Here is a 15,729-nt window from a genome sequence, read left to right as displayed (position 1 = left end):
AAAAGTGAAATATAGGAGTACAAAAGAAGGTAGATTGAGAAAATTTATTTTCTTAATTTATTGTATTTTAATTGGTAAAACTTTTTTATATGACGGTTACAGCAACATAATTATGAAGTTAATTTTATACACGGTTATTTTGTTTATTGTATATTTAGGATTAAATAGATATATAAACAGAAAAGTACTTAAAAGTGGTATTGATAAAATTGATAGGCTTAGCGGTGAAGACTTTGAAGAATATTTGGCTGTAAAGTTTAAAGCCTTAGGCTATAAAGTAAAGTTAACACCTGTTACTGCTGACTATGGCGCTGATCTAGTATTAAAAAAGCATAAGGAAAAGATTGTGGTTCAAGCAAAGCGATATAGTAGCAAGGTTGGTGTAGAAGCAGTACAACAAGTAGTAGCTTCCATGAAATACTATGATGCTGATAAATCTATAGTTATAACAAATAATTACTTTACAGAAAATGCGAAGATTCTTGCCAAATGCAATTCGGTAGAATTGTTAGACAGAAAATATTTATATCAGTTATTAGAAATGGATTCTAAGTTTAGAACTAGATACGAAGATAAAAAATTATGTCCTAGATGTGGAGCTAAATTAGTTGTTAGAGAAGGAAAGTATGGCAAGTTTTATGGCTGTGAAGGCTATCCAAATTGTAATTTTACTGTGAATTTTGATGATAAAGCTAAAAGCTATAATTTAAAATAACATGTTGAAATTAAATGGTTAGTCATCCGATACTTAGATGAGCATCTCCTTCATAACCACTTAATTTCAATAATATTATTAAAAATAGCTTTAAATAAAAGATTAATTAGGACAGTAAAATAAATAAAAATTTACAAAATAAGGAGATACAAATGAAAGTTGAAGTTTACCTAAATGGTACGAAAGAACCACTAGTGTATATAGGTGATAGAATAGATGTTTTAGATCTTAATCTGAATAATATAAACTATAAGCAGATAAGATGTTTTAAAAATGGATTCAGTAAAAGTGAACTAATTGAGGCAAAGTTGGTTAAAAGAGTAACAGAAAAGGCTGAATAAAAAGAGGGACTATCTCTAAAACTAAAGATAATAGTTTGGAGGTGATTTTATGTCTAAGAAGAACCAACAATGGTCATGGAACAGTAAAAGATTTAAGAGTCCTGAAAAAAATGAACAAGAACCTGTCAAAGAGATTCAAAATAAACATAGAGATAAGTAATATAAATATAGATAATGAAATAATAAGCAGATTACTTTAAAAGTAATCTGCTTATTATTTTGCTTCTTTTAAAGTGTCGTTTTGAAATTAGGTTTAGTGGGCTTTAGTAAAATTTATATTAACATACATATTTTATTTAAATATAAGGAAGATTAATAGGGAAAATTATTAATACAAAAAGGAGTGTTTTACTGGTGAAAAGAAAGCTTATCATTTCTACATTACTTATTATGGTCTTATCTATTCCTTCTGTGGCTTATGGTATGGTAGGAGAGCGTAAAGATAATAATACTAATATGAAAAGTTCCACTTACGAAGATAGAAATAACAAGGAACATCATCATAAGGTTGATGGGCATATAACTAATCATAAATATAAGGCTCTATTAGAAGTTGAAGGGCTTAACAACGATAATAAGAAAGCTATGGAAGCTGCTTTAGATAAAAGAGCTAAGTTGAAAGAACAGTTCATTACTGCGACTAAAGGTAAGGATAAAGAGAGAATTGGGTTTGATGAGTTTAAGAAAGAAGCTAAAGCTATAAGAGATAGAGTTATCAACAAAGAAATAACAGAAGAAGAGGGAAAGAAACAGCTTGAAGGACTACAGGTTAAGAAAAGGGAAGCTTCAGAGATCTGGAATAGCTTAAGTGAAAAGGGGAAGAAGGATATAGAGGTATTAGAAAAAGAATCAAAGGCCATAAGAGAAGAAAATAGAAAGTACTTTGAGGAATACAGAAAGTCTGCCGAGAGTAAAGATTCTAATGGCTTGAATACTTCTGCTAAACATGTTATTAAGGCTATAAATAGACAAAATGAACTAATAGAAAAAAAGATAGAAATTATTAAAAAAGAGATGAAGTAGTATATGAAAAAACTTAAAAATGGATAAGGGTTTCATAATTACATTCAGGGATAATATATTAAAAATCGCAAAGTATATGACTTAGCGATTTTTTTACTGTATAGAGATTATAAATAAGCAAGTTACAGCAACTTATAAGTTATAGATTTGATATCATTAAGCGAATAAAAGAAAGGAATCACCTGTAATAATTTCGTCATATGTAGTTAATAAAATATATATGAATAAAAAAATATTTGCATAATTTGTTATAAAATTAGTACAAGTTTATATAAAAATACATTATAATAATCTAAGGGAAAATGACAATAATATGAAGAGGCGTGGGGGAAATTATGCAAGGAGACTTAATTTTACTATTAGGTATTGCAAATATACCATTATATAAGACCATTTATGATACCTTCTTCCAAGAGACTATGAGAAGAGATGATCCTAAGAATAGGGATGCTTCTTCAACACATATTACAAGAATAAAAAGTATTGGAAAAAGAGATGAAAGACTTTCGCTTTTTATATTACTATGTGTTTTAGCTGTTATGTTTGAGTTCTTCATAATTGAAGGAGCAATTTCTATTTTTATCTAATATAGTAAATATTTGTGCATACAGTAGGCAAAGGCTATTCTTAAAAGTCGTTGATTATGTCAATATTAACTTGCTGACCATACAATATATCTATAAATGCAAAAACAAGATTATTATAAAAAAGGTTTTACATAAGATCCTTAAAATAAATTTTACACCATTAATAAGTTTAACAATGATAAGAAATGAAGTACTATTTTAGGAGGCTATTATGAATAAGAGAAAACCAATAATAGGAATTATGGGGAATTTGCTTCCCATTGAAAATGGGGCATTCCTAGGAAGTGAAAGGGTATATGTTACTGATGCCTATGTAGACTCTATAGTAAGAGCGGGAGGAGCTCCAATAGTCATTCCTCCAATTTTAGATAAAGAAGCACTAGATATAATATTAACACAAGTAGATGGAATACTATTATCTGGTGGATATGATGTAGATCCATTTCTTTATGGGGAAGAACCAAAGCAAAAGATTGGGTATGTACACAGAACTGTTGATGATGCAACCATAGAAGTGATAAAAAATTCATATGATAGTGGTAAGCCGATCTTTGGAATATGCAAAGGGATTCAAATACTAAATGTTGTATTTGGTGGAACCTTACACCAAGATATGTCTTATATTGAAGGAAGTTATGTTAAACACGAGCAAAATGCACCTAATTTTAGAGGAACACACTCTGTAACTGTTGAAAAGAACAGCCAGTTGTATAAAATAATAGGTGGCGATGTATTAGTTAACAGCTATCATCACCAGGCTATAAATAAAGTAGCTGACGGATTTGATGTGGTAGCAACTGCAGATGATGGAGTAGTAGAAGCTATTGAAAAGCCTGGAGATAGCTTTGTAATTGCAGTACAATGGCATCCAGAGATGATGAGCAAATACAATCAAAATATGCAAGCTCTTTTTGATACATTTGTTGAGGCATGTTATAAATAGATTTAGATAAATATTTTTATAAAGGATTGAAGTTATGAAAAGAAATGTAACATTGTACACAGTAGATAGCTTTACTGAAGAGATATTTAAAGGTAATCCTGCTGGTGTATGTATACTAGATGAAGAGTTAGATGATCATACAATGCAGTCAATAGCTAAGGAACTGAAATATTCTGAAACCGCATTTATACTAGACTTCAGAGATAATATATACAGTATTAGATGGTTTACACCAGAATATGAGGTTGATTTATGCGGACATGCTACCTTAGCTGCATCACATGTATTATTAAATGATATAAAAATACCTTTTGATTCAATATTATATAGTTATAATAATGGAGTTATCAAAGCTTCAAGTGAAGAAGACGGCAAGATAGGTATGGACTTTCCAATGGATGAGCCTGAAGCTAATGTTAGCTTTGATTATAGTGATATACAAAAGGCATTAGGTATAAGTGAATATACTAATGTGATACTTGGTAAGCATACAGGAAAGCTAGTCTTTGAATTGAAGGATGAAAACTCAGTAGAAGCTATAAATCCAGATTTTGATATGTTGAAGAATATCAGTATACAAGGTCTAAAAGGAGTAGGTGTTACAGCTAATTCCTTAGGGCAATACGATTTTGTTACTAGATACTTTAATCCTTGGGCTGGAGTAAATGAGGATTATGTTACAGGTTCTGTTCATACCTTGCTAGCTAAGTATTGGTCCGTTAAGAAGAATAAGAAAGATTTAAAGGCTAAGCAGCTTTCTTCAAGGGAAGGGGAAATAGAGCTGCATATAATAGATGATCTAAGAGTAAAGCTAACTGGAAAAGCTAGAATATTTACAAAAGGTGAAATTTTCTTATAAAGAAAGAAATAGAGTATAGACAAAGTCTATACTCTATTTCTTTCTTCGTTTTTTAGGAAGGAATCAATATTCTTATATACTTCTAAGATTAATTTCTGTCTTGCTTCTATGCTTGCCCAAGCTATGTGAGGAGTTATAAACAATCTATTTGAATTTTTTACTTGCATTAGAGGATTATTCTCTTCAATAGGCTCCTTGCTTATTACATCTAAACCAGCACCAAGGATTAGATGCTCATCTAAAGCTTTTGCTAAGGATTCTTCGTTTATTATTCCTCCACGTCCCATATTAAGTAGAATAGCAGTGTTTTTCATTATTTTAAGCTCTTTGTAGTCTATAAGATTTCTGGTGAGTTCATTTAATGGGCAGTGAATAGTTACTACATCACTTTCCATAAGCAGTTGATTAAGTTCAACTCTTTTATAAGAGCTGTTTGAGTTTTTTCCAGAGGTTGAGTAGTAAATTACTTTAGCGCCAAAGGCTTCAGCAACAGCTGCTACTCCTCTACCAATTTCTCCTAGGCCAATGATTCCAAAGGTTTTATTGGTAAGTTCCCAAAAGTTTTTCCCTATATGTGTAAAAATTTCACTGTTAGCATACTGACCACTCTTTACATATTCATCATAGTATCTGAGATTTTCTAGAATATAGAGTAATGAAGCAAAGGTATGCTGAACAACACTGTTTGTTGAATATCCAGCTACATTTGTAACCACAATGCCTCTATTTTTAGTATAATTCAAGTCTACATTGTTAGTGCCGGTAGCTGTAAGGCAAATTAGTTTTAAGTTAGAACACACATTAAGATTAGATTCATTTAACAGAACCTTATTAGTTATTATTATTTCTGCATCTCTTATTCGTTCTACCACTTTGCTTTCAGTTGTTGTTTCGTATATAGTAAGCTCACCAAAAGCTTTTAATATGCTTAGGTCTATATCAGATCCCAGGGTCTTAGAGTCTAGAATAACTATGTTCATTTTATCTCCTCCATAATCTTGAATTGGTATATATACATTATATGATAATAGCTTACTTATTTATAGATAGTTGACTACATAATATACATATTCAAAATAAGTGTTTTCAGACGATATTATAGATTGTAGGCTTATGAGTAATTTTATAAGTTTAGGTTTAACATTATCAAGGAAATAATGATATAATAAAAAGGTTAGGCTTTATAAGTGGTAAATCACTTTCAGCTATAACGGGAGGTGAAGTTTATGAACTTTAAGTATGGTAATTTAAAAGATTTATGTAAACCTCATATATTGAAAAAAGGAGAATCCTATTATGCAGGAGATTATGCTTTTGATTTTGAGGTTCAGGAGTTAGAAGAAAACTTAGCTAAAAGCATAAGATGCTATGTAGCTTCAGAATATTTTGATCAGTATCTAGTTAATTTTGAAATAGATTTAAAGAACAATCTTTTAACTGGTAGATGTACCTGTGCAAATTATGCAAAGGATGGAAAAGTATGCAGTCATATAGCTGCAGGATATTTATATTATCTTAATAGGCTTGCTAAGAAAGAAAGAAAAGCTTTAGGAATTGTTGATCAGATTCTAAAGTTATACGATGGTTCAATTAAAATTAATGATAAAAGGGAACAGCTGAAATTAGATATAAATCTATCTATAGATAAGTCTAATATACTATTAGATTTAAAAATAGGAGTAGACAAATTATATTCAGTGAGGGATTTACAAAGCTTTATTATAGATATAGATAAAGAAAGCTGTATTATTGAATTTGGTAAAGGGTTTATTTTAGACTTTCAACAGCATTATTTTTGTGAAGAGGATCGTAGATTCTTAAAGTATATTCAAGATTTAGCTCTTATAGGAGAACTGGCTTCAGATAAAAACTCTGCAAACAAAATGTTTGACGGAAAATATATGAAACTTGTAGATTCAACTGCAAAGAACATATTGAACTACTGTGAAGATAAGAGTTTTTCTATTACAGTTGGTTCGGATAAATATGATGATTGTATAATTGCAGAAGAAAACTTGAAGTTTGATATAAATATCGAGGAGACCTCAAAGGAAATATTGGTGACGGCAGTTAACGAATTACCTATACCTGTAACATCAGATTATGAGTATGTTTTTTATCAAGGTAAAGTTTATAGATGTAATGAAAATACTATAAAAAGATTTAAGGCTATTTTGCCTTTTCTTTTAAATAGTGAAGAAAAATCATTTGTGATCCATAAGAAGGAAAAGAACTTGTTTGTAGGAAGAGTACTACCGCTACTTAATTCCATATCTCAAGTAGAGCTTTCAGAAAATCTTAAAAATGAAATAGTTGAACCGGGTCTTAATCTAAAGAGTAAGTTCTATTTTGATAAGGTTGGTAAATCGGTAGTATTGTTTATTAAGTTCGACTATGGTGTGGTAGAGATTGATGCTGTTACAGAACAATACAATCCTAAGGATATAGCTGTTATAAGGGATATAGATAGTGAAGAAGAAATAAAAAAATCAGTATTAGCTATGGGGTTTATAAAGAACAAGAATCACTTGGCTATAACGGATGAACTTAAAATAATTGAGCTTCAAAATGAAGGCTTAGAAAAGCTTGGTCATTTAGGAGAAGTATATTATTCGGAAGCTTTCAAGAAATTTAAAATTATAAAGAAGCTTACCTTTACAGCTGGAACTAGAGTTAATTCAGAAGATTTGTTGGAGTTTTCATTTAATATAGAAGAGCTTACTAGAGAAGAGCTAATGGGAACCATTAAGGCCCTTAGAAGTGGAAAGAAGTATTATAAGGCATCTGAAAAAGGCTTTATAATGTTAGATGATCCGGTATTAGTTAAGCTGAACAACCTTTTGGAATCACTAAATATAAAGGAAAACAATATTCTAGAAGATGCTGTTGAATTGGAGAAATATAATGCTCTGTATTTAGATGAAAAATTGAATCAGTACCTTGGAGATAATACCATAAATAGAGATGAGAAATATGTTAAATTGTTAGAGTCAATAAAGAAGGTAGATATAGAGGATATAGATATACCTAAATACCTAAATTGTAATATGAGAAACTACCAGGTTGCTGGGTATAAGTGGTTAAAGACTTTAAATAAGTACGGGTTTGGAGGAATATTAGCAGATGAAATGGGCTTAGGAAAAACACTTCAGACTATTTCCTTGCTTTTATCTTATAAAGAAGAAGAAAAGCTTAATCCGTCTATAGTTGTATGTCCGACTTCACTTTTATATAATTGGAAAGAGGAGTTAGAGAAATTTGCACCATCATTAAAAGTGCTTATCTACTATGGAAGTAAAGCTCAAAGAAATAAGCTTGAAACCGAATTTTCTAATTGCGATGTAATACTAACGACTTATCCAATTGTAAGAATCGATATTGAAGAATTGAAGGGCTATAGTTTTAATACTATCATAATAGATGAAGCTCAAAATATTAAGAATAGTACCTCTCAAAATTCTAAGAGTGTAAAAGAGTTAAGAGGGAAAAATAGATTTGCACTTACTGGTACTCCTATAGAAAATTCTCTTATGGAATTATGGTCTATATTTGATTTTATAATGCCTGGATTCTTGTTTTCTTCAAACTCTTTTAGAAGAAAGTATGAGGTGCCTATAGTTAAAGAGGAAGATAAGAAGGTTTTAGAAGATCTTCTATCTAGAGTTACTCCTTTCATATTAAGGAGAAAGAAGAAGGAAGTTCTAAATGAGTTGCCTCCAAAGATAGAAAGAAAAGTCACTGTAGAACTTAATAAAGATCAAAGAAAACTATATTCAACCTATGTTAAGGAATTTAGAAGCGAGATAGAGAGCAATATTGAGAAGAACGGAATAAACAAGAGTAGAATTCAGATACTATCTGCAATAACTAGGCTAAGACAACTATGCTGTGATCCATCAACTTTTATAAAGGATTATGCAGGCGGTAGTGGTAAGCTGGATACGTTGTATGAATTAATAGAAAGCTGTATACAGGAAGGGCATAGGATATTACTTTTCTCTCAATTTACTTCAGCGCTAAAGAATATTGCTAAGCAGCTTAAGCTAATGGATGTATCCTATATGTATTTAGACGGTTCAGTAAAGTCAGAGGAGAGATTAGAGCTTGTAAACTCTTTTAATAGAGGAGATACTTCAGTGTTTTTGATATCATTAAAAGCTGGAGGGGCTGGGCTTAACCTTACATCAGCTGATGTAGTAATACATTTTGACCCATGGTGGAATCCAGCTGTTGAGGACCAAGCAACTGATAGAGCACATAGAATAGGTCAAGAAAATAGTGTGGAAGTTATAAAGCTTATTACAAAAGGAACCATAGAAGAAAAGATTTATAAACTTCAAGAGAAGAAGAAGGATATAATAAATAACGTTATGGAAGAAGAGGCTATAGCTTCTTCAGTGATAAGTAGCATGGACTTAGAAGATATCAAAGATTTATTCAAAGAAATAGATATATAGAAAGAGGTACCATATAAAAAACTTCACTAAAGAAGGTAGCTTTAGTGAAGTTTTTATATTTAAGCTATTAGTTCATTCCTTTGAATTCTAGATATTCATCGTAAGATGATTTTCTATCAACTACTGTTTCAGGAGTTACTTCTATAACTCTGTTTGCAATAGTTTGAACGAATTGATGGTCGTGACAAGCGAATAATAATACGCTCTTGAAGTCTATAAGACCATTATTTACAGCTGTAATTGATTCAAGGTCTAAGTGGTTTGTAGGTTGATCAAGAATTAATACGTTAGCTGAGCTTAGCATCATTCTAGATAACATACAACGAACCTTTTCTCCTCCAGAAAGTACGCTAGCTTCTTTTAGTGCTTCTTCACCGGAGAATAACATTCTTCCTAAGAAGCCTCTTAAATAGCTTTCAGACTTCTCGTCTGAGAATTGTCTTAACCAATCAACAAGGTTTAGGTTGCAGTTGTTAAAGAACTCAGTGTTATCCTTAGGGAAGTAAGCTTGAGAAGTAGTTATGCCCCACTTGAAGCTACCGCTATCAGGTTCAAGTTCGCCATTTAGGATCTTGAATAAAGTAGTAACAGAGATTTCATCTCCTACGAAAGCTATTTTATCTTCTCTTCCAACCATGAAGCTTACATTGTCAAGTACTTTAACTCCATCTATTGTCTTGCTTATTCCATCAACAGTAAGAACATCATTTCCAACTTCTCTTTCAGGCTTGAATCCTACGAATGGATATCTTCTGCTTGAAGGTTGAATATCATCTAATGTTATCTTATCTAATAATTTCTTTCTTGAAGTAGCTTGTTTAGACTTAGAAGCATTAGCACTAAATCTTGCGATAAAGTTTTGAAGTTCTTTAATCTTTTCTTCCTTTTTCTTGTTTTGATCCTTTGACATTTGAAGAGCTAATTGGCTTGATTCATACCAGAAATCATAGTTACCAACATAAAGCTTAATCTTACCAAAGTCAACATCACAGATGTTAGTACATACCATGTTTAAGAAATGTCTATCATGGGATACTACTATAACTGTGCCTTCAAAGTCTGCAAGGAAGTTTTCAAGCCAGTTTATTGATTTTATATCAAGGTGGTTTGTAGGTTCGTCAAGTATTAGTACGCCTGGTTTACCAAACAAAGCTTGAGCAAGTAAAACCTTTATCTTTTCTCCACCAGTTAGTTCACCTACATTTCTATAATGAAGATCAGTTCCTATACCTAAGCCTTGAAGTAAAGCTGAAGCTTCTGATTCTGCTTCCCACCCATTAAGATCTGCAAATTCACCTTCAAGTTCAGAAGCTCTTATACCATCTTCATCGCTAAAGTCTTCTTTAGCATATAGAGCATCTTTTTCAGTCATTATTTCATAAAGTCTTTCATTACCTCTTATTACTGTTTCTAAAACTTGGCTATCGTCATATTGATAGTGATCCTGTTTAAGTACAGAAACTCTCACATTTGGAGCAACAATAACTTCTCCAGTGTTAGGTTCCACTTCCCCTGATAATATCTTAAGGAAGGTTGATTTTCCTGCTCCATTTGCTCCTATAACACCATAGCAGTTTCCAGGAGTAAATTTTAGGTTAACATCTTCAAATAGTTTACGTCCACCATATCTTAAGCTTACATTACTTACGTTTATCATTTACACTTTCCTTTCCGTTTTTCATCATTTTTATAACAAAAGCATTTTGAATTATAATTATTAATGCTTTTTATTGCAATATATAAAATATATTAGTAAACAACTTTAAGAATAATACTGTCTTAACAAACACAAACTAAAAAGTTGCTGTAGGTTAAAACACTTTCAACACAATTCAAGATTATATCATAAAAAATAGGTTTTAGTATATATATTAGAATGGAAAAAAAGTAAGCTATCTCTTATTGAGATAGCTATAGTTCTTTAGGTTTTATGCGTAATTTTCTGCTTCACTAATTAGTTCATCCATTAATTCTCTAACAGTTACAATTTTATCAACTCTATGGGCATTGCTTCCACAGAAAATTAAAGCATTATCAAGGTCACCTTCAACTGCATTGATAAGAGCCTTGGTTATGCAGTAAGGGGTAGTAGCTGGATTACACTTAGTTATGCACTTGTAGCACTTTGTAACCTTAATATTTCCTTCCTTTGTTCTTTCAACAAAAGGATTAAGTATAGCACGGCCAGGCATCCCTACAGGACTTTTAACTATTGATATATCTTCAATAGTAGAATTTACATAGGCCATCTTAAAATTGATGTGGGCATCACATTCTTCAGTTGCCACGAATCTAGTTGCCATTTGAACTCCACTTACTCCTAGTTCAAGCATTTTTGCTATATCGGTACCAGTAAATATTCCGCCAGCAGCTATAAGTGGAATAGATTTATTATATTTTTCTTCATATATTTTAATAGTCTTTAGGATTTTCGTTAACTCATCTTCTACAGAATAAGCTTCATTAGTTAACTCAGCAAGTTTAAAGCCAAGATGACCACCAGCTTGAGGGCCCTCATACACTAATGCATCAGGAGCAACTTTATAGTTTCTATCCCAAACCTTCATTATTACATTGGCAGCTTTGTCAGAAGATATGATTGGTGCCATTTTTACATCAGAACCTTTACATAGTTCAGGTAGATGAGTAGGAAGACCAGCACCAGATATTATTATTTGAGCACCAGCTTCTATTGAAGTTTTTACTAGTTCATCATAGTTATTAGCAGCACACATTATATTAACACCGATAATACCATCTTTAGCTTTGCTCAAAGCAGTCATTATATGATTCTTTAATGCTCTTAAGTTTGCTTCCAGTGGAGATTTTTCAAAATCAGGCTCTTTAAAACCTATTTGAGCAGCTGAGATTATTCCAATCCCACCACAGGATGCAACAGCAGATGCTAAGTTTGATAAAGAAACGCCTACTCCCATTCCTCCTTGTATTATCGGAACCTTTGCGATTAAATCACCAATTTTCAGTGGTTTTAGTTTCATAAAAATTTCCCTCTCTCGAATAAAAAAAATATTTTGATAGTCAAAGTATTTATATTATAGTATAGTAATGTATGTAGAGATTAATGTCAACTAGAGATTTACATAACAATTCGTAGCTTACTTATCTAAAATAATCATCATTAATAATAAATTGAAAAAACAAGCTTAAATCAACTAATTTGTTACATAAATATAGTTATATATGTAATTATAGGCAATAATTAAAAATAATCAATGAATTTGCAATATTTCATATTTGAATATAAGGATTTGGAATGCAGTATATTTCGTAATTATTATAGTTTAATAATAAAAAGTCATAGAAATATATTGATTTTATTAAATTATAATGCAATTTATTCATTAATTAATCTTGCCAGATAATATTTTTTGTAAGAAAATAAAAGTAAGTTGTAGAAAGAAAATAATTAGATTTGGGAGAAACTTAATGGAAACTATTTTAGATTTTTTTAAGAATAGAGGTTTTAAAAGAATAGCAATCTTAGCAGTAATTGCTGTTTTGGCTTATTTGCTTAGAAGCTTTGCTAATATATTTTTGATAACTTTTATATTGGCTTATCTTATGTATAGGCTTCAAAGCTCTATTAATAGAAGGCTTAGCAAATTTGTAAGGTTTGATAAAAGAATAACCATAGGTATATTATATGTTTTATTAATAGCCATAGTTGCTTTTGGGCTAAGTAAGTATTTGCCTATAATAGTTTACCAAGTTATTCAAGTAGTAAAACAGGCAGTTGCCTTTTATATGGCTCCTCATGACAGCCCTATACTAAACTACGCAATAGAGCATACAAAGAAGCTTGAAATAGGTGGCTCTGTAAATCAGTGGGGAGATGCCTTAATAAGATATGTAGCGGATATAAGCAAACTAGGCTTTAATATATTTGTTTCTCTAATTTTAAGCTTATTTTTCTTATTAGAGCAAGGTAAAATCGTTGAGTTTACTAAGAAATTTAAGTACAGCAAGATTTCAAGCTTTTATATAGAATTAGAGTATTTCTGTCAAAAGTTCATAAGATCCTTTGGTAAGGTAATAGAGGTTCAGATAATAATAGCGGTTGTAAACAGTGTTTTATCAGTTTTTGCCCTGACACTTGTTGGTCTTCCTGATGTATTAGGATTAGGAATAATGATTTTGATTTTAGGGTTGATACCTGTAGCCGGTGTATTTATATCCTTAATACCTCTTGCATTGACAGCCTATGCAGCTGGTGGAACAACAAAGGTTATATATGTGATAATAATAGTTGCAATACTACATGCACTAGAAGGATATGTATTAAATCCTAAATTAATGTCATCAAAAACTGAACTTCCAGTGTTTTATACCTTTATAATACTGATAATATCAGAACACTTTTTTGGAGTTTGGGGACTTATCATAGGAATTCCAATATTTATATTTTTGATTGATTTAGTTGAGATTGATGATGGTGAGGAAAAGAAGTTGTTGTAAATAATGATATAAAGAGGAGAAGATCATGTATAGTATAGTGAATATAAGCAATTTGTGTGGAAATCTATATACAATTGAAGTTAATGCAAAAAGAGTGGCTAAATCAGCAAAACCAGGTCAATTTATAATGCTTAGAATAGATGAGAAAGGTGAAAGATTGCCTTTCACCATTTGCGATATTAATAAAGATAGTGGGACTATAACCATAGTTTTTAGATTGGTTGGGGATTCCACTAAAGAGTTAGCAGCTTTAAAGCTAGGAGATGAGCTTCTAGACTTTGCAGGACCTTTCGGACAACCATCAAAATTGATAAATGAAAAGAGAGAAGTTCTTAAGGACAAAAAAATACTATTTATTACTGAAGGAACTGCAGCAACAAGAATTTACTCAGAAGTTAAATATCTGGCTGAGATAGGAGTAGGTTTTAAGGCCGCTTTGAACTTTAAGGATAGAAATAGTCTAGTATACATAGATGAAATAAAAGAAACTACTGATAATTTATTTATATCAACTGTTGATGGATCAGTAGGCTTTAAAGGTACAGCAATAGATACTTTAAGTAATTTGCTCCAGGAAGAAAGCTTTGATCTAGTTATTGCTATGGGTTCTATAGATATGATGGAAGGTGTATGCAATTTAACAAAGGAAAAAGAAATTGAAACAGTAGTTAGTTTGACCACTCTTATGTTAGATGGTACGGGTATGTGTGGAGCGTGTAGAGTGACTGTAGGTGGAAAAGTGATGTTTGCTTGCCAAGATGGTCCAGAATTTGATGGACATAAGATAGATTTCGATGAAGTAAGAAGAAGACAGAATATATATAATTCATATGAAGCAAAGGCTGAATTTAGAGATTTATACGGTAAAGAACACAGAATTCAAGAAGAGGCTGCATTTGAGGTGAGTGAAAATGATTAGATTAGAAAGAGTTCCTGTAAAAGAGCAAGAGGCTAAGATAAGAATAAATAATTTTAATGAAGTTAATCTAGGGTATGATGAAGATGAAGCTGTACAAGAAGCAGAAAGATGTCTTCAATGTAAGGTACCAAAATGTGTAGCAAAATGCCCAGTTAATAATAAGATTCCAAGTTTTATAAAATCCATTAAGGAGAGAAACTTCAAAGAAGCTGCAGATATAATAGCAACAGCAAATGCGCTTCCTTCAGTTTGTGGAAGAGTATGTCCTCATGAATTACAATGCGAAGGTGGTTGTGTTATGGGGATAAAAGGAGAGTCTATAGCTATAGGAAGACTAGAGAGATTTGTAGGGGATTGGAGTATTCGTAACGGAATAGAATTTGATAAGCCTGAAGTTATTTTGGATAAGGCTGTAGCTGTTATAGGTAGTGGACCAGCAGGGCTTGCCTGTGCAGGTGATTTGGCTAAGCAGGGATATCAAGTTACCATATTTGAGGCGCTTCATGAATTTGGCGGTGTTTTAACTTGGGGTATACCAGAGTTTATACTGCCTAAGGAACTTGTTGTTAACAATGAGATAGAAAAGCTTAAAAAGCTTGGGGTTAAGTTTGAAAAGAATGTTATGATAGGTAAAACTATAACTATAGATGAACTTTTGGAAGAAGAAGGCTTTGATGCAGTTTTTATTGGAACAGGAGCTGCTATGCCAAGCTTTATGGGCATTAAAGGAGAAAACTTAAACGGTGTAATGTCAGCAAATGAATTTTTGACTAAGAATAATCTTATGAGAGATTACAAAGAAGATTATAAAACTCCTCTAGTTGTTGGCAAGAAGGTAGTAGTTGTTGGTGGAGGAAATGTTGCTATGGACGCTGTTAGAACTCTATTGAGAGTTGGAGCAGAAGCGCACATGGTATATAGAAGATCTGAAGCGGAGCTTCCAGCAAGAAAAGAAGAAATAGAATATGCAAAAGAAGAAGGAGTACACTTTCATCTTCTAAACAATCCAATAGAAATAGTTGCAGATGAGCATCAATGGGTAAAAGGGGTAAGATGTATAAAGATGGAACTAGGAGAGCCCGACCAGTCAGGAAGAAGAAGTCCAGTTCCAGTTGAAGGCTCTGAGTTTATCTTAGAGGCTGACATGGTTATAATGGCTATAGGAACAAAGGCAAGCTCCTTAATAGGTGATACTACAAGTGGATTAGATACTAATAAGTGGAATCTAGTTGAAATAGATGAGGAGACCGGAAGAACTTCTAAAGAATATGTTTATGCTGGAGGAGATGTTGTAACTGGACCAGCTACAGTAATAAAGGCTATGGGAGCAGGAAGAAAAGCTGCGAAAGCCATAATCGAAGATTTATCAAGATAAGCTTTTTAGTATACACAGTAATGGAAGCCATGCA

General features: G+C 31.8%; 13 protein-coding genes. 10 read left to right on the top strand and 3 right to left on the bottom strand.

The features are described from left to right. Nucleotides 1-4: 4 nt before the first annotated feature. The 6 genes from C1I91_RS22985 to C1I91_RS22960 all read left to right on the top strand — a co-directional run bounded on the left by C1I91_RS22985 (nucleotide 5) and on the right by C1I91_RS22960 (nucleotide 4,468). Nucleotides 5-715 (top strand): restriction endonuclease, encoded by a 711-nt coding sequence (locus C1I91_RS22985; RefSeq protein WP_205694248.1) that lies wholly within the window; start codon nucleotides 5-7, stop codon nucleotides 713-715. A 152-nt stretch (nucleotides 716-867) separates the two neighbouring features. Beyond that, entirely contained in the window at nucleotides 868-1,056 is a 189-nt protein-coding gene (locus C1I91_RS22980; protein ID WP_128214999.1) for a hypothetical protein, read from the top strand. A gap of 354 nt (nucleotides 1,057-1,410) precedes the next feature. Further along, entirely contained in the window at nucleotides 1,411-2,079 is a 669-nt protein-coding gene (locus C1I91_RS22975) for a hypothetical protein (protein ID WP_128214998.1), read from the top strand. A gap of 335 nt (nucleotides 2,080-2,414) precedes the next feature. Then, complete coding sequence (locus C1I91_RS22970; protein WP_128214997.1) at nucleotides 2,415-2,666, top strand: hypothetical protein; 252 nt, start codon at nucleotides 2,415-2,417, stop codon at nucleotides 2,664-2,666. A gap of 211 nt (nucleotides 2,667-2,877) precedes the next feature. Next, the gene (locus C1I91_RS22965) at nucleotides 2,878-3,609 is read left to right on the top strand and encodes a gamma-glutamyl-gamma-aminobutyrate hydrolase family protein (RefSeq protein ID WP_128214996.1); all 732 of its coding nucleotides are present in this window, start codon (nucleotides 2,878-2,880) and stop codon (nucleotides 3,607-3,609) included. A 34-nt stretch (nucleotides 3,610-3,643) separates the two neighbouring features. After that, complete coding sequence (locus tag C1I91_RS22960; RefSeq protein ID WP_128214995.1) at nucleotides 3,644-4,468, top strand: PhzF family phenazine biosynthesis protein; 825 nt, start codon at nucleotides 3,644-3,646, stop codon at nucleotides 4,466-4,468. A 26-nt stretch (nucleotides 4,469-4,494) separates the two neighbouring features. Here the strand turns inward: C1I91_RS22960 and C1I91_RS22955 are convergent, their stop codons facing one another. Further along, nucleotides 4,495-5,448 (bottom strand): D-2-hydroxyacid dehydrogenase, encoded by a 954-nt coding sequence (locus C1I91_RS22955; protein ID WP_128214994.1) that lies wholly within the window; start codon nucleotides 5,446-5,448, stop codon nucleotides 4,495-4,497. Nucleotides 5,449-5,694: 246 nt separating this feature from the next. On the opposite strand from C1I91_RS22955, the gene C1I91_RS22950 reads away from it, so the two are divergent. Then, entirely contained in the window at nucleotides 5,695-8,925 is a 3,231-nt protein-coding gene (locus C1I91_RS22950; protein ID WP_128214993.1) for a DEAD/DEAH box helicase, read from the top strand. 67 nt (nucleotides 8,926-8,992) lie between these two features. Here C1I91_RS22950 and C1I91_RS22945 read toward each other — a convergent pair whose 3' ends face one another. Both C1I91_RS22945 and C1I91_RS22940 read right to left on the bottom strand, forming a co-directional pair. After that, nucleotides 8,993-10,582, bottom strand: coding sequence for an ABC-F family ATP-binding cassette domain-containing protein (locus tag C1I91_RS22945; RefSeq protein ID WP_128214992.1), 1,590 nt, complete (start codon nucleotides 10,580-10,582; stop codon nucleotides 8,993-8,995). A gap of 271 nt (nucleotides 10,583-10,853) precedes the next feature. Continuing rightward, nucleotides 10,854-11,924 (bottom strand): NAD(P)H-dependent flavin oxidoreductase, encoded by a 1,071-nt coding sequence (locus tag C1I91_RS22940; RefSeq protein ID WP_128214991.1) that lies wholly within the window; start codon nucleotides 11,922-11,924, stop codon nucleotides 10,854-10,856. A gap of 448 nt (nucleotides 11,925-12,372) precedes the next feature. Here C1I91_RS22940 and C1I91_RS22935 point away from each other — a divergent pair, with 448 nt between their 5' ends. The 3 genes from C1I91_RS22935 to gltA are packed head-to-tail and all read left to right on the top strand — an operon-like array spanning nucleotide 12,373 to nucleotide 15,695. Further along, on the top strand, nucleotides 12,373-13,401 hold the full coding sequence (locus C1I91_RS22935) for an AI-2E family transporter (protein ID WP_128214990.1): 1,029 nt from the start codon (nucleotides 12,373-12,375) through the stop codon (nucleotides 13,399-13,401). 25 nt (nucleotides 13,402-13,426) lie between these two features. After that, nucleotides 13,427-14,320, top strand: a complete 894-nt coding sequence (locus tag C1I91_RS22930; RefSeq protein WP_128214989.1) for a sulfide/dihydroorotate dehydrogenase-like FAD/NAD-binding protein — start codon at nucleotides 13,427-13,429, stop codon at nucleotides 14,318-14,320. After that, the gene (gene gltA / locus C1I91_RS22925; RefSeq protein WP_128214988.1) at nucleotides 14,313-15,695 is read left to right on the top strand and encodes an NADPH-dependent glutamate synthase; all 1,383 of its coding nucleotides are present in this window, start codon (nucleotides 14,313-14,315) and stop codon (nucleotides 15,693-15,695) included. The genes C1I91_RS22930 and gltA overlap by 8 nt, the downstream gene beginning before the upstream one ends. Nucleotides 15,696-15,729: the final 34 nt, after the last annotated feature.

It is taken from the genome of Clostridium manihotivorum, from assembly GCF_004015185.1.
In the GTDB taxonomy this organism is placed as follows: Bacteria; Bacillota; Clostridia; order Clostridiales; family Clostridiaceae; genus Clostridium_AR; species Clostridium_AR manihotivorum.
Note: the sequence above shows the minus strand (reverse complement) of the source record. Positions and strands in the feature narration are given on the sequence as shown.